General features: G+C 63.3%; 17 protein-coding genes. 14 read left to right on the top strand and 3 right to left on the bottom strand.

Features of this window, described 5'->3' with window-relative positions:
* Positions 1 to 92: 92 nt before the first annotated feature.
* Positions 93 to 2,312, bottom strand: coding sequence for a primosomal protein N' (locus tag ACLEJW_RS11015; RefSeq protein ID WP_440777538.1), 2,220 nt, complete (start codon positions 2,310 to 2,312; stop codon positions 93 to 95).
* Positions 2,313 to 2,479: 167 nt separating this feature from the next.
* Between ACLEJW_RS11015 and rpmE the strand changes: the two genes are divergently transcribed.
* The 3 genes from rpmE to ACLEJW_RS11000 all read left to right on the top strand — a co-directional run bounded on the left by rpmE (position 2,480) and on the right by ACLEJW_RS11000 (position 4,963).
* A complete protein-coding gene (gene rpmE, locus ACLEJW_RS11010; protein WP_054891182.1) occupies positions 2,480 to 2,695 on the top strand; it encodes a 50S ribosomal protein L31 in 216 nt (71 codons plus the stop codon).
* Between the two features lie 2 nt (positions 2,696 to 2,697).
* On the top strand, positions 2,698 to 3,516 hold the full coding sequence (locus tag ACLEJW_RS11005) for a thermonuclease family protein (RefSeq protein ID WP_313298085.1): 819 nt from the start codon (positions 2,698 to 2,700) through the stop codon (positions 3,514 to 3,516).
* 178 nt (positions 3,517 to 3,694) lie between these two features.
* Entirely contained in the window at positions 3,695 to 4,963 is a 1,269-nt protein-coding gene (locus ACLEJW_RS11000) for a malic enzyme-like NAD(P)-binding protein (RefSeq protein ID WP_145191300.1), read from the top strand.
* Positions 4,964 to 5,044: 81 nt separating this feature from the next.
* Here the strand turns inward: ACLEJW_RS11000 and ACLEJW_RS10995 are convergent, their stop codons facing one another.
* The gene (locus ACLEJW_RS10995; RefSeq protein ID WP_145191304.1) at positions 5,045 to 7,498 is read right to left on the bottom strand and encodes a penicillin-binding protein 1A; all 2,454 of its coding nucleotides are present in this window, start codon (positions 7,496 to 7,498) and stop codon (positions 5,045 to 5,047) included.
* A 175-nt stretch (positions 7,499 to 7,673) separates the two neighbouring features.
* Here ACLEJW_RS10995 and pilM point away from each other — a divergent pair, with 175 nt between their 5' ends.
* From pilM to hemE, 10 genes are all read left to right on the top strand, one after another.
* The gene (gene pilM / locus ACLEJW_RS10990) at positions 7,674 to 8,531 is read left to right on the top strand and encodes a type IV pilus biogenesis protein PilM (RefSeq protein WP_313298090.1); all 858 of its coding nucleotides are present in this window, start codon (positions 7,674 to 7,676) and stop codon (positions 8,529 to 8,531) included.
* Positions 8,528 to 9,070 (top strand): PilN domain-containing protein, encoded by a 543-nt coding sequence (locus tag ACLEJW_RS10985; protein ID WP_313298093.1) that lies wholly within the window; start codon positions 8,528 to 8,530, stop codon positions 9,068 to 9,070. Before pilM ends, ACLEJW_RS10985 begins: the two co-directional genes overlap by 4 nt.
* 83 nt (positions 9,071 to 9,153) lie before the next feature.
* Positions 9,154 to 10,083: a pilus assembly protein PilP gene (locus ACLEJW_RS10980; RefSeq protein WP_440777537.1), complete on the top strand. Its 930-nt coding sequence runs from the start codon at positions 9,154 to 9,156 to the stop codon at positions 10,081 to 10,083.
* Positions 10,028 to 11,272 carry a type IV pilus secretin PilQ gene (locus ACLEJW_RS10975; RefSeq protein ID WP_440777536.1) on the top strand — a complete coding sequence of 415 codons (1,245 nt, stop codon included), beginning with the start codon at positions 10,028 to 10,030 and terminating at the stop codon, positions 11,270 to 11,272. Before ACLEJW_RS10980 ends, ACLEJW_RS10975 begins: the two co-directional genes overlap by 56 nt.
* 4 nt (positions 11,273 to 11,276) lie before the next feature.
* The gene (gene aroK / locus ACLEJW_RS10970) at positions 11,277 to 11,795 is read left to right on the top strand and encodes a shikimate kinase AroK (RefSeq protein WP_145191318.1); all 519 of its coding nucleotides are present in this window, start codon (positions 11,277 to 11,279) and stop codon (positions 11,793 to 11,795) included.
* Between the two features lie 94 nt (positions 11,796 to 11,889).
* Entirely contained in the window at positions 11,890 to 12,987 is a 1,098-nt protein-coding gene (gene aroB, locus ACLEJW_RS10965) for a 3-dehydroquinate synthase (protein WP_145191321.1), read from the top strand.
* A gap of 15 nt (positions 12,988 to 13,002) precedes the next feature.
* Positions 13,003 to 14,619 (top strand): AAA family ATPase, encoded by a 1,617-nt coding sequence (locus tag ACLEJW_RS10960; RefSeq protein ID WP_440777535.1) that lies wholly within the window; start codon positions 13,003 to 13,005, stop codon positions 14,617 to 14,619.
* A gap of 371 nt (positions 14,620 to 14,990) precedes the next feature.
* A complete protein-coding gene (gene gltB / locus ACLEJW_RS10955) occupies positions 14,991 to 19,436 on the top strand; it encodes a glutamate synthase large subunit (protein ID WP_145191327.1) in 4,446 nt (1,481 codons plus the stop codon).
* Positions 19,437 to 19,560: 124 nt separating this feature from the next.
* Positions 19,561 to 20,979, top strand: coding sequence for an FAD-dependent oxidoreductase (locus ACLEJW_RS10950; RefSeq protein ID WP_440777534.1), 1,419 nt, complete (start codon positions 19,561 to 19,563; stop codon positions 20,977 to 20,979).
* A gap of 150 nt (positions 20,980 to 21,129) precedes the next feature.
* Positions 21,130 to 22,194 carry a uroporphyrinogen decarboxylase gene (hemE, locus tag ACLEJW_RS10945; protein WP_145191356.1) on the top strand — a complete coding sequence of 355 codons (1,065 nt, stop codon included), beginning with the start codon at positions 21,130 to 21,132 and terminating at the stop codon, positions 22,192 to 22,194.
* A 55-nt stretch (positions 22,195 to 22,249) separates the two neighbouring features.
* Here the strand turns inward: hemE and ACLEJW_RS10940 are convergent, their stop codons facing one another.
* Positions 22,250 to 23,491 (bottom strand): MFS transporter, encoded by a 1,242-nt coding sequence (locus ACLEJW_RS10940; protein ID WP_313458018.1) that lies wholly within the window; start codon positions 23,489 to 23,491, stop codon positions 22,250 to 22,252.
* A 108-nt stretch (positions 23,492 to 23,599) separates the two neighbouring features.
* On the opposite strand from ACLEJW_RS10940, the gene ACLEJW_RS10935 reads away from it, so the two are divergent.
* On the top strand, positions 23,600 to 24,496 hold the full coding sequence (locus tag ACLEJW_RS10935) for a LysR family transcriptional regulator (protein ID WP_313298112.1): 897 nt from the start codon (positions 23,600 to 23,602) through the stop codon (positions 24,494 to 24,496).
* The last annotated feature ends 79 nt before the right edge of the window (positions 24,497 to 24,575 follow it).

Genomic DNA, 24,575 nt, shown 5'->3' with positions numbered 1-24,575 from the left:
AGACTTTGAGCGGCAAGTCGCAAGCTTCAAGCTCCAAGACCGCCCCGCAAGCTTTTGCTTTTGCTTGCAGCTTGCAGCTTCGAGCCCCCTTCTCAATAAAGGTCAACGGGATCGACGTCCAGCGACCAGCGCACCTGGCGCCCGCTCGGCAATTGCTCCAACACTAGCAACCAGGCGCTGATCAGTCGATGCAGCGGCGCTCGGGTGCTGGCTTGCAGCAGCAATTGTGCGCGGTAACGCCCGGCGCGGCGTTCCATCGGTGCAGGCACCGGGCCGAGCAGTTCGATGCCGGGCAGGCGCTGCTCGGCGACCAGGCGCTCGGCGCCAGCGCAGGCTTCGTCGAGAAAGCTTTCCGCTTGCCCGGGCTTGTGCGCCTCGGCACGCAGCAAGGCCAAGTGGGCAAACGGTGGCAGGCCGGCATTGCGGCGCTCGTCCAAGGCTTGCTCGGCGAAGGCGAAGTAGCCTTGCTCGGTCAATTGCACCAATAGCGGGTGGTCGGCCAGGTGCGTCTGGATGATCACCTTGCCAGGCTCGTCAGCGCGTCCGGCGCGACCGGCCACCTGGACGATCAGCTGCGCCATGCGCTCGCTGGCGCGGAAGTCCCCGGAGAACAGGCCACCGTCGGCATCGAGGATTGCTACCAGCGTCACCCTGGGGAAGTGATGCCCCTTGGCCAGCATCTGGGTGCCGACCAGGATACTCGGCTGGCCACGCTGGATCGTGCTGAACAGGTTGTGCATGGCATCCTTGCGCGCCGTGCTGTCACGGTCCACGCGCAGGATCGGGTAGTCCGGGAACAACACCTTCAGACGCTCTTCGGCGCGCTCGGTGCCGGCACCGACCGGGCGCAGGTCGACGTGATTGCATTGCGGGCACTGCTGCGGCAGGCGCTCGTCGTAGCCGCAGTGATGGCAACGCAGCACGCCGGAGCGCTGATGCACGGTCATGCGCGCATCGCAGCGCGGGCATTCGGACAGCCAGCCACAGTCATGGCACAGCAAGGTCGGAGCGAAGCCGCGACGGTTGAGGAACACCAGGACCTGCTGGCCGGCCTCGAGCGTCTGGCGAATCGCCTGCTGCAACGGGCCGCTGATGCCACTGTCCAGCGGAAGGCTCTTGACGTCCAGGCGCAACATGCGCGGTGGCCGCGCGCCGCCCGCGCGCTGATTCATGCGCAGCAGGCGGTAGCGCCCAGTCAGGGCATTGTGCAAGGTCTCCAGTGACGGCGTGGCCGAGCCAAGCAGGATCGGCACGTTTTCCTGATGGGCGCGTACCAGGGCCAGGTCGCGGGCGTGGTAGCGCAGACCTTCCTGCTGTTTATAGGAACCGTCATGTTCCTCATCGATGATGATCAGCCCGGGGTTCTTCATCGGTGTGAACAGCGCCGAGCGCGTACCAATGATGATGTCGGCCTCGCCGTCGCGGGCGGCCAGCCAGGCATCGAGCCGTTCGCGGTCGTTCACCGCCGAATGCACCAGGGCGATGCGGGCGTTGAAGCGCTGCTCGAAACGCGCCAGGGTCTGCGGGCCCAAGTTGATTTCGGGAATCAGCACCAGCGCTTGCTTGCCGGCTTCCAGGGTTTCGCGGATCAGTTGCAGGTAGACCTCGGTCTTGCCGCTGCCGGTGACGCCTGCCAGCAGAAAGGCGCCGAACTTGCCGAAACCTTCGAGCACGGCATCGAACGCTTCGAGCTGTTCTTCGTTCAGGGGCAACTCAGGTTGCGCCAACCAGTGTTCCTGGCGCTGAGGCGGCTGGTGGCGACGTACCTCCAGCTGTACCAATTCCTTGGCCAGCAACAGGTCAAGGCTGTCCTTGTTGAGGTTGAGCTTGCTGAGCAGGCTGTGCGCCACCCCGTGCGGGTGCTGGGCCAATGTCCTCAAGACATCGCGCTGGCGTGGCGCGCGTGCGATGCGCGGATCCTCAAGACGGGCGTCGGGGGCCACGTGCCAGAAGCGCTCCTGGCGCATTTCGGCAGGTTCGCCCTGGCGCAGCAGCGTCGGTAGCGCCCAGCTCAGGGTATCGCCAAGGCTGTGCTGATAATACTGGGCAGTCCACAGGCACAGCTTGAACAGCGCCGGTGGAATCGGCGAGACCGGATCGAGCAGGGCGCTGGCCGGCTTGAGCTTGTCCGCCGGCACCTCGCTGTGCTGACAGACTTCGACCAGCACACCGATCATCTCGCGTCGGCCAAACGGTACGCGAATGCGCATCCCCGGGGTCAGGGCCTGGCGCGCCATGCTCGCCGGCGCCTTGTAGTCGAACAGGCGCCGCAGGGGCGAGGGCAGGGCAAGGCGCAGGATGACGTCGGACACGCGGAAGGTCTCGCAGGGCGTTTCAAAGAGTGGCGAGCCTAGCAGACGACAGCCGGTGCAAGCGACAACTTGCGCTGGCGTGATGCTCTGGTATTATTTGCCGCCTAATTACGTGCGGTATTCAACAATTGGTGTTGGGTGGCGGCACGCAGCTCGAGGAAGTGACCATGAAAGCAGATATTCATCCGAACTACGAAGCAGTTGCAGTCACCTGCAGCTGCGGCAACAAATTCGAAACGCGTTCGACCCTGGGCAACACCCTGGCGATCGACGTTTGCAACCTGTGCCACCCGTTCTACACCGGTAAGCAGAAAGTCCTGGACACCGGTGGTCGCGTACAGAAGTTCGCCGATCGCTTCGGTATGTTCGGTACCAAGAAGTAATCATGCGCATGGCGAATCCTTCGGGCTTCGCGTTGTTGCTGAAGAAGGCGCCCCTTGTGGGCGCCTTTTTTGTCGGCGCGGTTTGGCACCTGCCCGCGCTGGCTTTTTGCCCATTACCGGCCAAGGTGCAGACGGTGGCCGTGCGCCAGGTTGTCGATGGCGATACCTTGCGCCTGACCGACGGTCGCAGCGTGCGCATGATCGGTATCAACACGCCGGAAATCGGGCGCAAGGGACGCCCCAGCGAACCCTACGCACAGGCCGCGCGCCAGCGGCTGCAAGCGCTGGTCAAAGCCAATGACGGGCGCGTTGGGTTGGTACCAGGCGTCGAAAGCAAAGACAAATACGGTCGTACCCTGGCCCATGTGTACGGTCGCCATGGCGACAATCTGGAAGCACGCCTGCTCAGCGAGGGGCTTGGCTTTCGCGTTGCAGTGGCTCCCAATGTCCGCCTGGCCGGCTGCCAGCAAACCGCCGAGCGCTCGGCGCGCCAGGCGCGCGCTGGCATCTGGCGCACGCTGCCGGTGCGCAAGGCCGGCGAACTCAGGCGCTCGGGCTTTGCCGTCGTTGCCGGCACCCTGCGCAGCATCGAGCGCAATCGCGGCGGCGTCTGGCTGGAACTGGACGAGGCGCTGGTGCTGCACATCCCCGCTCGTCTGCAGCGCAGCTTCCCCACTACGTTCTTCGCTAATCTCAAAGGGCAGCGGATCGAAGCCCGTGGCTGGGTGCGCGAACGCACCGGCAAAAGCCGCAAGCCGGGGCAGCGCCGCTGGGTGCTGCCGCTTACGGATCCGAGCATGCTCGAGCGCACATCTGGCTGAAAGATGTAGACAGTTCGATATTGGATTGTACACACTGTCACTCGAATGCCCCCGTGCGTGATAGCTTAAAGTCGTAGGCCAGAGGCCTTGACACAAGTGACCGACCAGTCTTGTGGCTCCCCGGCTCTTTGCGTATCCTCGGCGGTCCGTCAGAACAGTAAATAGCGGAATGCCCACCATGTCAGACCTGAAAACCGCCGCTCTCGAGTACCACGCTCAGCCTCGTCCGGGGAAACTGAGCGTCGAGCTCTCCAAGCCCACTGCCACCGCCCGTGATCTCGCCCTGGCCTACAGCCCAGGCGTTGCAGAGCCGGTGCGTGAAATCGGCCGTGACCCTGAGCTGGCCTACAAATACACCGGCAAGGGCAACCTGGTCGCGGTGATTTCCGATGGCACTGCCATCCTCGGTCTGGGTGACCTCGGCCCACTGGCGTCCAAGCCGGTCATGGAAGGCAAGGGTGTTCTGTTCAAGCGTTTCGCTGGCATCGACGTGTTCGACATCGAAGTCGATTCGGAAAGCCCGCAGGCCTTCATCGATACCGTCAAGCGTATCTCGATCACCTTCGGTGGCATCAACCTCGAAGACATCAAGGCGCCTGAGTGCTTCGAGATCGAACGCACCCTGATCGAGCAGTGCGATATTCCGGTTTTCCACGATGACCAGCATGGCACCGCCATCGTCACTGCCGCTGGCATGATCAACGCCCTGGAAATCGCTGGTAAAAAGCTCGAAGAAGCGAAGATCGTGTGCCTGGGCGCCGGTGCTGCCGCCATTTCGTGCATGAAGCTGCTGGTGAGCATGGGCGCTCAGGTCGAGAACATCTTCATGATCGACCGTAGCGGTGTGATCCACGCTGGCCGCGAAGACCTCAACCAGTACAAGGCACAGTTCGCTCACGCCACTGACAAGCGCACCCTGGCCGACGCCCTGGACGGTGCCGATGTGTTCGTTGGCCTGTCCGGCCCGAACCTGCTGAGCCCGGAAGGCCTGAAGTCGATGGCTGCCAACCCGATCGTGTTCGCCTGCTCGAACCCGGATCCGGAGATCTCCCCGGAGCTGGCCCACGCCACGCGCAACGATGTGATCATGGCCACCGGTCGTTCCGACTATCCGAACCAGGTCAACAACGTACTGGGCTTCCCGTTCATCTTCCGTGGCGCACTGGACGTTCGCGCCAAGCGCATCAACGAAGAAATGAAGATTGCCGCCGCCATCGCCCTGAAAGACCTGGCCAAGCTGCCGGTGCCCAAGGAAGTGTGCGAGGCCTACGGCGTCGAAGGTCTGGAATTCGGCCGTGAATACATCATTCCGAAGCCGCTGGACGCGCGTCTGATCACTGTCGTCTCCGACGCGGTGGCCAAGGCTGCCATCGAATCCGGCGTAGCGACCCTGCCGTATCCGAAGCACTACCCGCTGAACAGCGTGGATGAAGTGTTCAACGGCTGATCCCTGCCGTTGCGACACAAAAAGCCCCGGCTCGTGAGAGTCGGGGCTTTTTGTTGCGCTATCGATCGACTCGAGTTCGGATCAGAACAGGTCCATTGGCGCCGCTTCATCGGCTGGCAGCGGGCTGCCAGGCGCTGCGCCGTTGCCCAGTTCATCCACCGACGGCGGTGAGTCTTCGGCTTTGAACAGCTCGAAGTAGGCGTTTGGCGTGCTGGGCGAAGCCGCCCGGCCGCTGACCGGGTCGACGCGCAGGCTGAGGATGCCCTCTGGTTCGGCCGGCGGGTGGTTGGGCTTGTCCTTGAGCGCAGCGCCCATGAAGCCCATCCAGATCGGCAGGGCGGCGGTACCGCCGTATTCACGACGACCGAGGGTTTCCGGCTGATCGAAACCGACCCATACGGTGGTCACGTAATCGGCGTTGTAACCCGAGAACCAGGCGTCCTTGGACTCGTTGGTGGTACCGGTCTTGCCTGCCAGGTCGGTACGGCCGAGCGCCAGCGCCCGGCGCCCGGTGCCGCGCTTGATCACATCCTGCAGCATGCTGGTGAGGATATAGGTCGTACGGCCATCGACGATCTGTTCGGCCACCGCCGGCGTTTGCGGTGGCGGGGCGATCTGACCCAGCGCCGAAGGCGCCTCGCCGGGCAGCGTAGCCGTGCTGATCGGCTGCTCGGGTGCTGCCTGGCCGGCATCATCCTGCGCACCTTGCGGCACGCGAGCCGGATTGGCGGTGAACAGGACCTGGCCGTCACGACTCTCGATGCGGTCGATCAGGTACGGGTTGATCTTGTAGCCGCCGTTGGCAAAGGTGCTCCAGCCGGTAGCGATCTCCATCGGCGTGAGGGTCGCGGTCCCCAGCGCCAGCGACAGGTTGCGCGGCAGGTCCTGCTTGTTGAAGCCGAACTTGGCGATGTAGTCGATGGTGCGGTCGACCCCCATGGCCTGCAGCAGGCGAATCGACACCAGGTTGCGCGACTTGTACAGCGCTTCGCGCATGCGGATCGGGCCCAGGAAGGTGTTGGTGTCGTTTTTCGGACGCCACACCTTGTCCACCGACTCGTCGACGAACACGATCGGTGCATCGTTGACCAGGCTCGATGCGGTATAGCCGCTGTCCAGCGCAGCACTATAGATGAAGGGTTTGAAGCTCGAGCCAGGCTGACGCTTGGCTTGCATGGCGCGGTTGTAGTTGCTCTGCTCGAACGAGAAACCGCCCACCAGCGCACGGATCGCACCGTTGTAAGGATCGAGGGTGACCAGCGCGCTTTGCGCCCCTGGCACCTGACTGAACTTGAGGGTGCCGTCGTCCAGGCGCTGCACGCGGATCAGGTCACCGACCTGGGCCACATCTGCTGGCGACTGCGGTGCGCGGCCCTGGGCGTTGGTGTTGATGAACGGACGCGCCCACTTCATGGTGTCCCAGGCGACGTCTGCCTCCTCGCCGCCGCGGGTCAATACGTGCAGGGCAGTCTTGTCCACGCGGGTAACGATCGCCGGCTCCAGTCCGCCGAGCGTGCGCTGTTTGTTCAACTCCTGCTTCCAGGCCGCCAGGGGCTTGCCGGGGAAGCGGGCTTCCGGGCCGCGGTAGCCGTGACGCTCGTCGTAATCGGAAAGGCCATTGAGGATGGCCTTGTTGGCCATGTCCTGCATGTCGCTGGGCACCGTCGTGGTGACGCGGAAGCCTTCGGTATAGGCCTCGCTGCCATAGCGGCCGACCATTTCGGCGCGGGCCATTTCCGCGACATAGGGCGCGTTCACTTCCGGAGTCGGCACGTGGTAACTGGCATTGAGCGGTTCGGCCAACGCGGCCTGATAGCTGGCCTCGTCGATCTTGCCGAGCTTGTACATGCGGCCCAGGATCCAGTCGCGACGCTCCTTGGCACGCACCGGGTTGGCCAGCGGGTTGAAGCGCGAGGGTGCCTTGGGCAAGCCGGCGATCATCGCCATCTGCGCCAGGCTCACGTCGCGAATCGACTTGCCGTAGTACACCTGCGCGGCAGCATCGATGCCGTAGGCCCGGTTACCCAGGTAGATCTTGTTGACGTACAGCTCGAGGATCTCGTCCTTGGTCAGCTCACGCTCGATCTGTAAGGCCAGGAGGATCTCGTTGGTCTTGCGCGAGAAACTGCGCTCGCTGGTGAGAAAGAAGTTCTTCGCCACCTGCATGGTGATGGTGCTGCCGCCGGTCTGGATATGACCGGTTTTTACCAACTGGGTGGCGGCGCGCATCAGGCTGCTCGGGTCGACCCCGTAGTGGTTGAGGAAATTGTCGTCCTCAGCTGACAGAAGCGCCTGAATGAACTGTGGCGGAATGTCCGCGAAGCGGATCGGGGAGCGGCGCATCTCGCCAAACTCGGCAATCAGCTTGCCGTCGCTGCTATATACCCTCAGGGGGATCTGCAACTGGATGCTTCTGAGCGAATCGACCGACGGCAGGTTGGGGCTAAGATACAGAAACGCACCGCTCAGACCGAGGACGAGCGCGCAGATGACTGCGATGAAAGACCACCAGAAGAACTTTAGCAGGCGTATCAAGGCTTTTCGGTGTCCAGATTGAGGGTGAATTGCGCACGGGGCCGGCGGACGAAAAAACGCCGGGCATTATAAGCACTTTTCGCCTTGCCGGGTGACCGGCCGGGCGGCTCGCTGTACCGTCTGGCCGCCAGCGCCCGGCGGTAAGGCGGTTCATGGTTGTAACAAGGAAGTCGCGATGCTTGGACGTTATGGCAGGGACGCCAGTTCACTGTTAGGGATAGAAATCGCCAGCGGTTGCGTTCGAATCGCTCAAGTCCGCCGCCACAAGGGGCGGTATGAAAAGATGGCCTGGGTCCAGCAGGCATTCGGGCCGCCGAGTGCTGGCGACAGCCTGCGTGAGCCTGATCGAGTGGTGGCGGCACTGCGCAGTGCCCATCAATCCTCGGGCAGCCACCAGCGGCGTGCTGCGGTGGCGGTGCCGGCCTCGCAAGTGATCTGCAAGATCTGCCAGCTGCCAGCTCGCCTGGGCAGCCAGCAAGTAGAGGCGCATCTGCTGGCGGAAGCGGACCGCTTCTTTCCTTTCCCTCTGGAAGACCTGGCCCTGGACTTTCAGGTGCTTGGCGCCTCGAGAAGCGCGCCAGACGCGCTGGATGTGCTGATCGCCGCCAGTCGACACAGCGCCCTGCAGGCCCTGCAAGCGGTCTTTGAAGCAGCCGGCCTGGATCTGCAGGTTGTAGAAGTCGATACCATCGCCTTGCGCAGGCTGATGCCCGTTGAATCGAACGCAGCTGCAGGGTTGCTGCGTGTTGAAGCAGACGGAGCGACGCTGCACGGCTGGCAGCAGGGCATGTTGCCGCTGCGTCGGGAGGTGTTGCCCGATGCGCTGCCTGTTGGCGCCGAGGGCAGCGAAGGCATGCCCTGGCCACAGCGCTTGCTGGTGGTGGGTCCGGCGCAATCAGCCCAGGCCACATTGGCGCGATTGGGCCAAGCCTGTGGCGTGCCATGCGAACCACTGCCTGATCCCAACGGCCTGGTCAGTCCCGATGGCGGCATGGCGCTGGCCTGTGCCCTGGCCTTAGGGGGGCTGAAATGACCTTGCGTTTGAATTTGCTGCCCTGGCGGGAGCGAGAGCGCCAGGCGGCACTGCGACGCTTGCGCGTGACCCTGGTAGGCGCAGTGATAGCCGCACTGTGCGTGGTGCTACTGGTGGACCAGTTGGCCCGCCAGCGACACCGCCAGCAGGTTGCCGCCAATGACCAGCGGCAGGCTGTGAACCACGCGCTACGGGCGCAGTTGGCAGAACGGGAACGCCTCGCAGCGGCCTTGCAGGCGGTGCGTGACGAGGCCGCAGCGCTGGCCAAGCTGCGCGCCCAGCAGGGCCTGCCGACGGCGGTGTTCGCCGATCTGGAGCGAGCGCTGCCGCCCGGTATGCGGCTGGTGAAACTAGAGCTGCAGCAAGGCACCGCGCTGCGCTTGTTCGGGCTGGCGGCTTCAAGCGCGGCGGTAGCGCAGTTCATTCGCAATCTGCAGCACTCGCAGGTGTTGCACGACCCGCAGTTGAAAAGCCTCGAAAGCCAGGCGCAAAGCAAGCGCTTCGAGCTGTTGGTCCGTTTGTCCGCCCAGTGGTCATGAACGTGCTGTCAGGTCGTTTGCGGCAGGTCCTGCTGGAGCGCCCGCGTTTATTGAGGCTGGCTTTGCCATGGGCAGCAGGCTGTATGGTGATCGCGCTCGGCTGCGCCTGGCGTTGGCCGCACTGGTGGCTGCTTCAGCAGGCAGAACTTGCCAGGCAGCGGCTGTTGCTCGAAGCCCACGCCGCCAAGCGCTTGCAACTTCAGGCCTTGGCGCCAGCACGCGTGGCGTTGGCGGATGCGCAGCAGCGGTTGCAAGCGGCGCGCTGGCGCCTGGCAGCCGATGGCGACATGAGCGACCTGTTGGAGCAGTTCGCGGCTTCCGGTCATGCCCATGGCTTGCGTATCGAACAGGTCGATGTAGGGGCTGCACAGCAGCAACCCGGTTATTGGCAGACGCCGATCGATGTGCGAGTCGTCGGTCCCTACGCGGGCCTGCGCCCGTGGTTGGACGACTGGCTGGGGCAGATGCGCCTGCTGCGCAGCGAGACATTGCAGCTGACGCCTGTCGAGGGCAGCCCTGAGGCGTTGCGCCTGGACATGCGCGTGCAGGCCTACCGTGCCGACGAGCCACTCGCGGCGCCGGCGGGGCTTGCAGATTGGCCAGCCCGCGCGCAAGCACAGCCGGTGCGGGTCGATCCTTTTTCCCGCTCGGCCTTGGGCAACGCCCAGGTCGACCTCGCCAACCTCCCGCTGACCCAGATGCAAATGGTCGGCTTCTTGCGCCGTGGGGCATCGCAAGAAGCGCTGTTGGCGGCGGCCGGTCGCCTCCATCGCGTGCGCCCAGGCGACCGGCTCGGGCAAGAGGATGGTGTGGTACAGCACGTCGGCGAACACCAGGTGCAGGTGCTCGAACGCGTGCTGCTTGAAGGTGAGCCGCGTGAGCGTCTGGTGACGCTGGCGCTGGCAAGGCGAGTGGCAACGGAGGCCAGGCAAGACGATGAGACAGCTGTGGATACCGATGATAGTAGGCCTGTCGCTCAGCCCGTGGTGCGCCGCAGCGCCCCTTCGGGATGAGCTCATATCGCTCAATTTCCAGGATGTGGAAGTGCGCTCGGCGCTGCAGGTATTGGCAGATTTCGCTGACATCAACCTGGTGGCCAGCGACTCGGTGCAGGGCCAGGTGACCTTGCGCCTGCATGATGTGCCTTGGGACCAGGCCCTTGAGGCGGTACTGCGCAGCAAAGGGCTGGGGCGCCATGAGCAGGGCAATGTGTTGCTGATCGCGCCCGCCGCCGAGCTTGCCGAACAATCGATGGCTGCCGGTGGTGAGCAGATGGACGCACAGCTGCCGCCCTTGCGCCGTGAATTGCTGCCGATTCATCACGCCAGGGCGGCAGATCTTGCCGAGCTGTTGCTGGCCGCGCTGGCCGACGAGGGCATTTTGACCGGGCGCGGCAGCTTGAGTGTCGATGCCCGTACCAACACCCTGATCGCGCACCAACCGGCCGAGCGCCTGGCGGAGCTGCGCCAGTTGGTGGCCCAGCTCGATGTACCGGTGCGCCAGGTCGAGATCGAGGCGCGCATCGTCGAGGCCAACGTCGACTACGAGAACGGCCTTGGCGTGCGTTGGGGGCGGCAGTTTCACGGCGAAGCACCGCAGTTGGGCAAGGATGTATTCGTTGACCTGGGGCTGGAGCGCGCCACTGGCAGCGTTGCCGTTGGCCTGCTGCGTGGCGGCCTGTTGCTGGATCTGGAACTCAGCGCCATGGAAAAAAGCGGCAATGGCGAAATCATCTCGCAGCCCAAGGTGGTCACGGCAGACAAAGAGACCGCGAGGATCCTCAAGGGCACCGAGGTGCCATACCAGGAAACCAGCCGCAATGGCGCGACCTCGGTGGCGTTTCGCGAGGCCTCGCTGTCGCTTGAGGTCACCCCGCAGATCACCCCGGACGGCAAGGTCATCATGACGGTCAAGGTGACCAAGGATGAACCCGACTACGTCAATGCCCTGAACGACGTGCCGCCGATTCGCAAGAACGAGGTCAATGCCAAGGTTCGGGTGGCCGATGGCGATACCATCGTGATCGGCGGGGTGTATTCCACCACGCAAAACAATGTGGTCGCCAAGGTGCCATTTTTCGGCGATCTGCCGTATGTTGGGCGGCTATTTCGACGCGATGCATTACAAGAGAAAAAATCCGAGCTGCTGGTCTTCCTGACTCCGCGTATCATGAATGACCAGGCGATTGCTGTGAGTCGTTGATTCTGTGCGAAATTTGATACTTGTAGGGCCCATGGGCGCTGGTAAGAGCACCATCGGGCGCCTGTTGGCCAAAGAGCTGCGCCTGCTGTTCAAAGATTCCGACAAGGAAATCGAACTGCGCACCGGCGCCAACATCCCGTGGATCTTCGATAAAGAAGGCGAACCGGGTTTTCGTGACCGTGAGCAGGCGATGATCGCCGAGCTCTGCGCCCTTGATGGCGTGGTCGTGGCAACCGGCGGTGGCGCCGTCATGCGTGCGGAAAATCGCCAGGCGCTGCATGCCGGCGGCCGCGTCATCTACTTGCACGCCTCGGTCGAGCAGCAGGTAGGGCGTACCGCGCGGGATCGCAACCGTCCGTTGCTGCGCACGGCCAACCCGGAGGCGACCCTGCGCAATCTGCTCGAAACCCGCGACCCGCTGTATCGGGAGATCGCCGACCTAGTGGTGGAAACCGACGAACGGCCGCCGCGTATGGTGGTGCTGGATATTCTCGAGCGCCTGCAGCAGTTGCCGCCCCGCTAAGCCGGGACTATTCTCGGCCAGCGCCGGGGCAAGGTTCAACGTAAGCGCGTGGGTCGCACAGCCGGCGCCACGCCCAAGTACACTGTGGGGACACATGCAGACACTTAAGGTCGATCTCGGCGAGCGTAGCTACCCGATCTACATTGGCGAAGGCCTACTGGATCAGCCAGAGCTGCTGGCGCCGCACATTCGCGGGCGGCAGGTGGCGATCGTTTCCAACGAGACCGTCGCACCTCTGTATCTGGAACGCCTGAGCAAGACCCTCGGTGCCTATGCGGTGCAGTCGGTGATTCTCCCTGACGGCGAAGCCTACAAGAACTGGCAGACGCTCCAGCTGATCTTCGACGGCCTGCTGACGGCACGGCATGACCGGCGGACCACCGTGGTCGCCCTGGGTGGCGGCGTCATCGGTGACATGGCCGGGTTCGCGGCCGCCTGCTATCAGCGCGGGGTCGACTTCATCCAGGTGCCGACCACCTTGTTGTCCCAGGTGGACTCGTCGGTGGGTGGCAAGACCGGCATCAACCACCCGCTGGGCAAGAACATGGTCGGTGCGTTCTACCAGCCCAACGCGGTGCTGATCGACACTACCAGCCTGAACACACTGCCTGCTCGCGAGCTCTCCGCTGGTCTGGCCGAGGTGATCAAGTACGGCCTGATCTGCGACAAGCCGTTCCTGGCCTGGCTCGAAGAACATATGCCGGCCCTGCGGGCGCTCGAGCCTGCCGCGCTGACGGAAGCGATTCGCCGCTCCTGCGCCGCCAAGGCTGCGGTAGTAGGCGCCGACGAGCGCGAATCGGGCGTGCGTGCCACGCTGAACCTGGGCCACACCTTTGGCCACGCTATCGAGACCCATATGGGTTACGGGGTCTGGCTGCACGGCGAGGCAGTAGCTGCGGGTACGGTCATGGCCCTGGAAATGTCCATGCGCCTGGGTTGGATCGATCAGGCCGAACGTGATCGCGGCATTCGCTTGCTGCAGCACGCAGGGTTGCCGGTGGTGCCTCCACAGGAAATGACCCCGGCGCAGTTCATGGAGCATATGGCGGTCGACAAGAAGGTGCTCGACGGTCGCTTGCGTCTGGTGCTGCTGCGCCAGCTGGGCGATGCGGTGATCACCGACGACTATCCGAAAGAGATTCTTCAGGCCACGCTGTCGGCGGATTACCGCGCGATCGTGGCCCAGCTTTGAGGTTGTGACAGCGCAATGACCAGTTTGCATGCCGATGAGGCGTTTCTCGATCACTACCAGCTGAGCCACGATCCGTTCGCGCCGCGTGTGCCCGGCTTCAAATTCTTCCCCGCCCAGCGCAAGCCGGTGCTTGGCCAACTGCATCATCTGGCACGCTACAGCCAATTGATGCTGGTGGTCACAGGGCCGTTGGGCAGTGGCAAGACGCTGCTGCGCCAGGCCCTGGTGGCCAGCACCAACAAGCAATCGGTACAGAGCGTCGTGGTTTCCGCTCGCGGTGCCAGCGATGCGGCCAGCGTCCTCGGGCAAGTGGCGCAGACCCTGGAGGTGGCCCAGCCCGAGGTCCAGGCGATCCTGAACAAGGTGGTGCAGTTGGCACTCACCGGGCAGGAAGTCTATCTGTTGGTGGACGATGCGGAACAACTTGACGAGTCGGCACTCCAAGCGTTGCTGGAACTGGCCGGCGGCTTGCCAGAGGCGCGCCCGCATGTGTTCCTGTTTGGCGAACCGTCGCTGATTGCCGGGTTGGATGAGATCGAGGTCGAGGAAGAGCGTTTCCACGTCATCGAACTCGCCCCCTACAGCGAGGAGGAAACCAACGAATACCTGGAGCAGCGTCTGGATGGCGCGGGCCGGGGCATCGAGGTGTTCACCCGCGAGCAGCTGGTCGATATCCACGAAAACTCTGGCGGATGGCCTGGCAACATCAACCAGGTCGCCCGCGATACCTTGATCGAAGCCATGATCGCTAGCCGGACCACGGTGAAGCGACCATCCATGGGGTTCAAAATGCCTAAGAAACACGTGCTCGCGCTGTCCGCAGTCGTCGTGGTTGCCGTAGGCGCTGCGGTGCTGATGCCCAAGAAAAGCGACAAGGCGCCAAGCGAGGCGCCGGTGGCGCAGGCCCAGTTGCCCTTGGGCGAGGGCCAGCCAGGTGCTGCTCAATCCAATAACGGCAACCCGGCCATCGAATTCTCCGGCCAGTCCCAGCCGATGCCGTTGCCGCTGGTGGGCCAGTCGCAACCGGTGATGCGTGAGCCGCTGGCCCAGGCTGCTGGCATGGGCGACGGTGAAGAGGGTGGGCCGGCAGGCAACACTGCCCTGCAACCTTCAGCGCCGCCGACCGTGACCACCACCGCACCGCCGCAGGGCGTCGCGGCGGGTCCGGCACCGAGCATGGCCCAGGCGACCGCGCCGTCCCAGCCTGCCGCGCCTGTGGCCAATCCAGTCACCAGCCAACCGGCCAAGCCGGTGGCCAAGCCTGCGCCTGCGCCAACCCAGGTGGCCAGTGCCAAGCCGGCGGTCAAGGCCACCGAGAAGCCTGCGGCAGCGGCCGGTGCCGGCAACAGCGGCTGGTACAGTGGTCAGAAGCCTGGCAACTACGTGGTGCAGATCCTCGGTACCAGCTCCGAGGCGTCGGCCCAGGCCTTCGTCAAGGCGCAGGGTGGCGACTATCGCTACTTCAAGAAGAACCTGCAGGGCAAACCCCTGTATGTGGTCACCTATGGCAACTTTGCCAACCGTGATGCGGCAGTTGCCGCAATCAAGAACTTGCCAGCGAAGGTCCAGGCTGGTAAACCTTGGCCACGTACTGTCGCCAGCGTCCAACAAGAGCTGGCCTCGGCCCGCTGATACCTGCCGGGCGGCACCACCCCGCCGCCCAGTTGCTGAGCGATTACTGACACCTGATAAGCCTGCTGCGCCCTGCGCGGCAGGCTTTTCTGTCCCAGCCTGCCGGCCACAAGCCCCGCGCGCAGTGTTGGCTGAAACGCTTCAGAGTCAAGCCCTGCCAACCCATGGTTTGCGGCTAAAAACATTCAAAATAGCGACATAAATTTTCAATGGTGAGACATGAAAATTTGTGGGCAAGACTGTCGCTGTGCAACAATGGTTTTCCATGGCCACCGCAAAAAAGCTGGCGTTTGATCGGCGTGGATGGTAAGTGGTTGTACATAAAAGAGATTTGCCTCCGGTTGAGAGGTGAACCTGGTGAGAAAGTGTCTATGAAAACAGGTCTGTACCATCCCGAAGAATTCAAGGACAACTGTGGTTTTGGCCTGATCGCCCATATGACGGGCGAGCCAAGTCACCACCTTCTGCAAACCGCCATGCAGGCGCTGACGTGCATGACCCACCGTGGCGGCATCAATGCCGACGGCAAGACCGGCGACGGTTGCGGTCTGTTGATGCAGAAGCCTGACCGTTTCCTGCGTGCAGTGGCCCAGGAACACTTCGCCGTAGAGCTGCCCAAGCAGTACGCCGTCGGCATGGTGTTCTTCAACCAGGACCCGGTCAAAGCCCAGGCCGCTCGTGCCAACATGGATCGTGAAATCCTGGCAGCCGGCTTGCAATTGGTAGGCTGGCGCAAAGTCCCGATCGACACCAGCGTGCTGGGTCGCCTGGCCCTCGAGCGCCTGCCGCAGATCGAGCAGGTGTTCATCGGCGCTGATGGCCTGAGCGACCAGGAGTTCGCCATCAAGCTGTTCAGTGCCCGCCGCCGTTCGTCGGTAGCCAACGCCCACGATGCCGACCACTACATCTGCAGCTTTTCGCACAAGACCATCATCTACAAGGGCTTGATGATGCCGCGCGATCTCGCGGCGTTCTATCCAGACCTCGGTGACGAACGCCTGCAGACCGCGATCTGCGTGTTCCACCAGCGTTTCTCCACCAATACCTTGCCGAAATGGCCGCTGGCCCAGCCATTCCGGTTCCTCGCCCACAACGGCGAAATCAACACCATCACCGGCAACCGCAACTGGGCCATGGCCCGTCGCACCAAGTTCGCCAACGACCAGATTCCCGACCTCGAGGCCCTCGGCCCATTGGTCAACCGTGTCGGCTCCGACTCCTCGAGCATGGACAACATGCTCGAGCTGATGGTCACCGGCGGCATCGACCTGTTCCGTGGCGTGCGCATGCTGGTGCCACCAGCCTGGCAGAACGTCGAGACCATGGACGCCGACCTGCGCGCCTTCTACGAATACAACTCCATGCACATGGAGCCGTGGGATGGCCCGGCCGGTATCGTCATGACCGAGGGCCGCCACGCAGTGTGCCTGCTCGACCGTAACGGCCTGCGTCCGGCGCGTTGGGTCACCACCACCAACGGCTACATCACCATCGCGTCGGAAATCGGTGTCTGGGGCTATCAGCCTGAAGACGTCGTGGCCAAGGGCCGTGTCGGCCCAGGGCAGATCCTGGCGGTGGATACCGAAACCGGTCAGATTCTCGACACCGACGCCATCGACAACCGTTTGAAGTCGCGTCATCCGTACAAGCGCTGGCTGCGTCAGCACGCTACGCGCATCCAGGCCACGCTGAGCGACGATCAGGGCGTGGCCAGCTACGACGCTGACCAGCTCAAGCAATTCATGAAGATGTTCCAGGTCACCTTCGAAGAGCGTGACCAGGTGCTGCGCCCGCTCGGTGAGCAAGGCCAGGAAGCCGTGGGTTCGATGGGTGACGACACGCCTATGGCGGTGCTGTCGCAGCGGGTGCGTTCGCCTTACGACTTCTTCCGCCAGCAGTTTGCCCAGGTGACCAACCCGCCGATCGACCCGCTGCGCGAAGCGATCGTCATGTCCCTGGAAATCTGCCTAGGTGCCGAGCGCAATATCTTCCAGGAGTCGCCGGAGCATGCTTCGCGGGTCATCCTCAGCTCGCCGGTGATCTCGCCCGCCAAGTGGCGCTCGCTGATGAACCTGGAGCGCGAAGGTTTCGACCGTCAGCTGATCGACCTCAACTACGAGCAAGGCCTGGGCCTGGAAGCGGCGATTCGCAACATCGCCGACCAGGCTGAAGAAGCCGTTCGTGCCGGCAAGACTCAGTTGGTGCTGAGCGACCGCTACATCGCCCCCGGCAAGCTGCCCGTGCACGCTTCGCTGGCGGTGGGTGCCGTGCACCACCGCCTGACCGAACAGGGTCTGCGCTGCGACAGCAACATCCTGGTAGAGACTGCCACTGCGCGTGACCCGCATCACTTCGCCGTGCTGCTGGGCTTCGGCGCCTCGGCGGTCTACCCGTACCTGGCCTATGAAGTGCTGGCCGACCTGATTCGTACCGGTGAAGTGCTGGGCGATCTGGACGAAGTGTTCAAGTACTACCGCAAGGGCATTTCCAAGGGCCTGCTGAAAATCCTCTCGAAGATGGGCATTTCCACCATCGCCTCGTACCGCGGCGCGCAGTTGTTCGAAGCGGTGGGCCTGGCCGAGGAAGTCGTCGGCCTGAGCTTCAAGGGCGTGTCCAGCCGCATCAAGGGCGCACGATTCGTCGACCTGGAAAGCGACCAGAAGCTGCTGGCCGCCGAAGCCTGGAGCGCGCGCAAGCCCATCCAGCAAGGTGGCCTGCTCAAGTTCGTCCACGGTGGCGAATACCACGCCTACAACCCGGATGTGGTCAACACCCTGCAAGCGGCTGTGCAGCAGGGCGACTATGCCAAATTCAAGGAATACACCACGCTGGTCGATCAGCGCCCGGTGTCGATGATCCGCGACCTGCTCAAGGTGAAAGTGGCCGAGCAGCCCCTGGCGCTGGACGAGGTCGAGCCGCTGCAAGCCATCCTCAAGCGCTTCGACTCAGCCGGCATCTCGCTGGGCGCGCTGTCGCCGGAAGCGCACGAGGCGTTGGCCGAGGCGATGAACCGCCTGGGCGCGCGCTCCAACTCCGGGGAGGGTGGAGAAGACCCGTCCCGCTACGGCACCGTGCGCAGTTCCAAGATCAAGCAGGTCGCGACCGGCCGCTTCGGTGTGACGCCGGAGTACCTGGTCAATGCCGAAGTGCTGCAGATCAAGGTGGCCCAGGGTGCCAAGCCTGGCGAGGGCGGTCAGCTGCCCGGCGGCAAGGTCAATGGCCTGATCGCCAAGCTGCGTTATGCAGTGCCGGGCGTGACCCTGATCTCGCCGCCACCGCACCACGACATCTATTCGATCGAAGACCTGGCCCAGCTGATCTACGACCTCAAGCAGGTCAACCCGCAGGCGCTGGTGTCGGTCAAGCTGGTAGCAGAAGCCGGCGTCGGCACCATCGCTGCAGGTGTGGCCAAGGCCTATGCCGACCTGATCACCATCTCTGGCTACGATGGCGGCACCGGCGCCTCGCCGCTGACCTCGATCAAGTATGCCGGCGCCCCATGGGAACTGGGCCTGGCGGAAACCCACCAGACCCTGCGCGGCAACGACTTGCGCGGCAAGGTCCGGGTGCAGACCGATGGTGGCTTGAAAACCGGTCTGGACGTGATCAAGGCGGCGATCCTCGGCGCCGAGAGCTTTGGCTTCGGCACCGCGCCAATGATCGCCCTGGGCTGCAAATACCTGCGTATCTGTCACCTGAACAACTGCGCCACCGGCGTTGCCACGCAGAACGACAAGCTGCGCAAGGACCACTACATCGGCACCGTCGACATGGTGATCAACTTCTTCACCTTCGTCGCCGAAGAAACCCGCGAATGGCTGGCCAAGCTGGGCGTTCGCAGCCTCGGCGAGCTGATCGGCCGCACCGACCTGCTCGACGTGCTGCCCGGCGACACCGAGCGTCAGCAGCACCTTGACCTGACGCCTTTACTGGGCAGCTCGCACATTCCGGCCGACAAGCCGCAGTTCTGCGAAGTCGACAAGAACCCGCCGTTCGACAAGGGCGAGCTGGCCGAGAAGATGGTCGAGATGGCGTTGCCGGCGATCCGCGATCAGGCCGGTGGTGAGTTCGATCTGGATATCTGCAACTGTGACCGCTCCATCGGCGCGCGGATTTCCGGTGAAATCGCCAAGCTGTATGGCAACCAGGGCATGGCCGCCAAGCCGATCACGTTCCGCTTCAAGGGCACTGCCGGGCAGAGCTTCGGGGTCTGGAACGCCGGCGGCTTGAACCTGCACCTGGAGGGCGATGCCAACGACTACGTCGGTAAGGGCATGACGGGTGGCAAGCTGACCATCGTGCCGCCAGCCGGCAGCCCGTTCGAAACCCAGCACAGCGCCATCGTTGGTAACACCTGCCTGTACGGCGCCACCGGTGGCAAGTTGTTCGCCGCCGGCACTGCCGGCGAGCGTTTCGCTGTACGTAACTCCGGCGCCCACGCGGTCGTCGAGGGAACGGGCGATCACTGCTGTGAATACATGACCGGTGGCTTTGTCTGCGTGTTGGGCAAGACCGGTTACAACTTCGGTTCTGGCATGACTGGCGGCTTCGCCTACGTGCTCGACATGGACAACAGCTTCGTCGACAAACTCAACCATGAGCTGGTGGAAATCCAGCGCATCAGTGGTGAGGCGATGGAAGCCTACCGCAGCCATCTGGCGCGGGTTCTGGGCGAGTACGTGGAAGAAACCGGCAGCGCGTGGGGGCGTGAGCTCTCGGAGAACCTGGACGACTACGTGCGCCGCTTCTGGTTGGTCAAGCCCAAGGCCGCCAACCTCAAGCAGCTGTTGTCCAGCACCCGTGCCAATCCGCAGTAAAACCAGCTGCAAGTGGCGAGCCTCGAGCTGCAAGTCAGAAGCTGCACGAGGTTTGCCCGGCTTAAGTGATCGTCTTGCGGCTTGCAGCGTGTAGCTAGCAGCTGCTGTAAAGAGGTTTTGAAAAATGGCTGAACGTCTGAACAACGACTTCCAGTTCATCGAAGTGGGCCGCAAGGACCCGAAGAAAAAGCTGCTGCGCCAGCGCAAGAAAGAGTTCGTGGAAATCTACGAGCCGTTCAAGCCCCAGCAGTCCGTGGAGCAGGCCCATCGCTGCCTGGGCTGCGGTAACCCGTATTGCGAATGGAAGTGCCCGGTTCACAACTTCATCCCCAACTGGTTGAAGCTGGTCGCCGAAGGCAACATCCTGGCCGCCGCCGAACTGTCGCACCAGACCAACACCCTGCCGGAAGTGTGCGGTCGCGTATGCCCGCAAGACCGCCTGTGCGAAGGCGCCTGCACACTCAACGATGGCTTTGGTGCGGTCACCATTGGCTCGGTCGAGAAGTACATCACCGACACCGCCTTCGCCATGGGCTGGCGCCCGGACATGTCCAAGGTCAAGCCAACCGGCAAGCGCGTCGCCATCATTGGCGCCGGCCCGGCGGGCCTTGGTTGCGCCGACGTGCTGGTACGCGCTGGCGTGACCCCGGTGGTGTTCGACAAGAACCCGGAAATCGGCGGTTTGCTGACCTTCGGTATCCCTGAATTCAAGCTGGAGAAGACGGTGCTGAGCCACCGCCGCGAGGTCTTCACCGGCATGGGTATCGAATTCCGCCTCAACACCGAGGTGGGCACCGACATCAGCATGGAGCAGCTGCTCGCCGAATACGATGCGGTGTTCATGGGCATGGGTACCTACACCTACATGAAAGGCGGGTTCCCCGGTGAGGACCTGCCGGGTGTGCACGATGCGCTGGACTTCCTGATCGCCAACGTCAACCGCAACCTGGGCTTCGAGAAGTCGCCGGAAGACTTCGTCGACATGCAGGGCAAGAAGGTCGTGGTGCTCGGCGGTGGTGACACGGCCATGGACTGCAACCGCACCTCGATTCGCCAGGGTGCCAAGTCGGTGACCTGCGCCTATCGTCGCGACGAGGCCAACATGCCCGGTTCGCGCAAAGAGGTGAAGAACGCCAAGGAAGAAGGCGTGAAATTCCTCTACAACCGCCAGCCTATCGCTATCGTCGGCGAAGACAAGGTCGAAGGGGTGAAGGTGGTGGAGACCCGCTTGGGTGAGCCTGACGCCCGCGGCCGTCGCAGCCCTGAGCCGATTCCAGGTTCCGAGCAGATCCTGCCGGCCGATGCCGTGGTCATCGCATTCGGCTTCCGCCCGAGCCCTGCGCCATGGTTCGAGCAGCACAGCATTCAGCTCGACAGCCAGGGTCGCGTGGTCGCGCCGGAGAAAGGCAAGTTCAAGCACCAGACCAGCAACCCGAAGATCTTCGCCGGGGGCGATATGGTGCGTGGCTCGGACCTCGTGGTGACGGCGATCTTCGAAGGGCGCAACGCCGCTGAGGGGATCCTGGACTACCTGGAACTCTGATCGCCAGCTGGGGCTGTCAGCCAGCCCCAGCACATTTTGTATACAAAATCAGTTGATCTACAGCACGCGATAGCCAAAACCCATGGCCTCGGCCGTGCCTTTTATGCGCGCGTCTGAGAAAATGCCGGCACTCTTTTTCCGGATGCCGACATGACTGCCTTGAAGAACGATCGTTTCCTGCGTGCGCTGCTCAAGCAACCTGTGGATGTCACCCCGGTCTGGATGATGCGCCAGGCCGGCCGTTACCTGCCGGAATACCGTGCCAGCCGGGCCAAGGCCGGTGACTTCATGAGCCTGTGCAAGAACCCGCAGTTCGCCTGCGAGGTGACCCTGCAGCCGCTCGACCGTTATCCTCTGGACGCGGCGATCCTGTTCTCGGACATCCTCACCATTCCGGATGCCATGGGCCTGGGCCTGTACTTCGAAACCGGCGAAGGCCCGCGTTTCAAGAAGGTCGTCAGCACCCCGGCCGACATCGAAGCACTGCCGGTGCCCGATGCGCAGAAAGACCTCGGCTACGTGATGGATGCGGTCAGCACCATCCGCCGCGAACTCAATGGTCGTGTACCGCTCATCGGCTTCTCCGGCAGCCCGTGGACGTTGGCCACGTACATGGTCGAAGGCGGCTCGTCGAAAGACTTCCGCAAGACCAAGGCCATGGCCTACGACAATCCGCAAGCCCTGCACCTGCTGTTGGAAAAGCTCGCCCAGTCGGTTACCAGCTACTTGAACGGGCAGATCCTGGCCGGCGCGCAGGCGGTGCAGATCTTCGATACCTGGGGTGGCAACCTGTCAGCCGCGGCTTACCAGGAGTTTTCCCTGGCCTACATGCGCAAGATCGTCAGCGGTCTGATTCGCGAACACGAAGGGCGCAAGGTGCCGGTGATCCTGTTCACCAAGAACGGCGGCCTGTGGTTGGAAAGCATCGCCGAGGCTGGGGCCGATGCCCTGGGCCTGGACTGGACCTGCGACATTGGCGATGCCCGCCGCCGGGTCGGCGACAAAGTGGCGCTGCAAGGCAACATGGACCCGACCGTGTTGTACGCCAGGCCCGCGGCCATCCGCCAGGAGGTGGCGCGCATCCTGGCCAGCTACGGTCATGGCAGCGGTCACGTCTTCAACCTGGGCCATGGCATCACCCCGGAAGTCGACCCCGAGCACGCCGGTGCATTCATCAACGCTGTGCATGAACTGTCCGCGCAATACCACGGCTAGGCGCTGCAAACGACAAAGCCCGGCCTGTTGAGCCGGGCTTTTTTTCGCCTGTCGCCTATGCGGTTTTCGGCGCCAGCCTGCTCAGGCGCAAGGCGATCAACAGCGCTGCGGCCAGCAGGGCGCCAATGAACACGCCGATGCCATTCCAACCCCAGTGGTGCCAGAACACGCCCCCGGCTGTGCCGGCCACGCTCGAACCTGCGTAATAGCTGAACAGATACAGGGATGAGGCTTGGCCTTTGGCCTTCAACGCGCGGCGACCGATCCAGCTGCTGGCTACCGAGTGAGCGCCGAAGAAACCGAAAGTGAACACCAGCATGCCGGTGATCACCACCGGCAAGGGCGTGGCCAGGGTCATCAGCATACCGCTGGCCATCACCACGATGCTGGCCCAGAACACCTTGCGCCGGCCGAGCTTGTCGGCCAGGGCACCGACTTGGGCAGAGCTGTAGATGCCAGACAGGTAGACCACCGAGAGCAGTCCTACCAAGGCCTGGTTCATGTGATAGGGCTCGGCGAGCAGGCGATAACCGATGTAGTTGAACAAGGTGACGAAAGCGCCCATCAGCAGGAAGGCTTCAAGGAACAGCCAAGGCAACCCGGCATCCTTGAAGTGCATGAGAAAGCCGTCGCGCAGGCTGCGCGGGTTCATCGATTGGGCGCGGAAGTTGCGCGACTCCGGCAGCACTTTCCAGAACACCACGGCAGCGATCAGCGCCAAGGCACCGATGGTCAGCATTGCCGTGTGCCAGCTGACGAAATCGATCAGCACCCCAGTGATCAGGCGTCCGCTCATGCCGCCGATGGCGTTGCCACCGATGTACAAGCCCATGGCCAGGCCAATGTGCTGCGGGTGGATCTCTTCGCTGAGGTAAGTCATGGCCACCGCCGCCAGGCCGCTCAACGACAGGCCCACCAGCGCCCGCGTGGCCAGCACTAGCTCCCAGGTTGGCATCACGGCGCTGGCCAGTGTGGAAAGCGCCGCGCACACCAGGGCGAATACCATCACCGGCTTGCGGCCCACGCGGTCGGAAATCGGCCCGGTGATCAACAAGCCGCAGGCCAGCATCGCCGTCGCTACCGACAGCACCAGGCTGCTTTGCGCGGCATTGATGGCGAACTCCTGGGACAACAGCGGCATCATCGGCTGCACGCAGTAGAGCAGGGCGAAGGTGGCGAAGCCACCGCTGAACAAGGCCAGGACGGTCCTGAGAAAAGCGGGCGTGCCTTTTTCGATCCACCTGTCCGGTGCGATGGCTGCCGAGCAAGCGGGGAGGGGGGCGACTGCAGTTTTCACGCGGCGGTACCTCTGGTGCAATGAAAAAAGCATATAGCCGGCTAATGATTTGATCCAATATATTGTTCGACCTATTTAAGTTGTTTGGCGACCTATTGGAGAAAGCTCATGGAGCTGCGGCACCTGCGTTATTTCATCGCTGTGGCGGAGGAGCTGCATTTCGGCCGTGCGGCCCAGCAGCTGGGGATCTCGCAGCCGCCGCTGAGTCAGCAGATCCAGGCGTTGGAACACGAACTGGGCGCCCGCCTGTTTGAACGCACCAACCGGCGGGTCGAGCTGAGCGAGGCTGGGCGCTTGTTTCTGCAAGAGGCCCGCCAGGTCCTGGCACAAGTCGAGAAAGCGGCGGATGTGGCACGTCGGGCGCAGTTGGGGGAGCTGGGCGAGATGAAGATCGGTTTCACCTCGTCCGCACCCTTCACGTCGAAGATTCCCAAGGCGATTCATGCGTTTCGCCAGCGCTTTCCGGCGGTCCATTTGCACCTGCAGGAAATGAGCAGCCGCGATGTCGCCGAGGGGGTTTTCGATGAGTCCATCGAAGTTGGCCTGATGCGGCCGATGCCGTTGCCTGAGGGGCTGGTGGCTACCGAACTGTTTCGCGAGCCGCTGGTGGCAGTGATCAACGCCTCTCATCCTCTGGCCCACGGCAGCGACGAGGGCGTATACATGGCAGCGCTGGCGCAGGAGCCGTTCGTGTTCTTCCCGCGCAGCTACGGCAGCGGCTTGTATGCGCAGCTGCTGAGCCTGGCCCGCCAGGCCGGGTTCAGTCCGCATTTTGCCCAGGAGGCGGGCGAGGCGATGACCATCATCGGCCTGGTATCGGCCGGGCTGGGTGTGTCGGTACTGCCGGCGTCGTTCAAGCGCATGCAGATCGAAGGCGTGGTGTATCGCACGCTGCTCGATGCCGAGGCGACTTCGGCCGTGTGGCTGGTCCAGCGCGAGCGCGGCAGCTCGGCGATGGCCAGGGCTTTCGCCGAATTGGTGACCGGGCAGGTCTACGCCGAGTGAATCCGAACCGAGATCAAGCCGGCATCAGGTAGCCATCGACAGTACTGGCCATTGCCGCTGCACCGACACATACTCGGGC

It is taken from the genome of Pseudomonas sp. SMSB3 (genome assembly GCF_052041965.1).
Classification (GTDB): domain Bacteria; phylum Pseudomonadota; class Gammaproteobacteria; order Pseudomonadales; family Pseudomonadaceae; genus Aquipseudomonas.
This window is presented reverse-complemented; position numbering and strand designations above follow the sequence as displayed.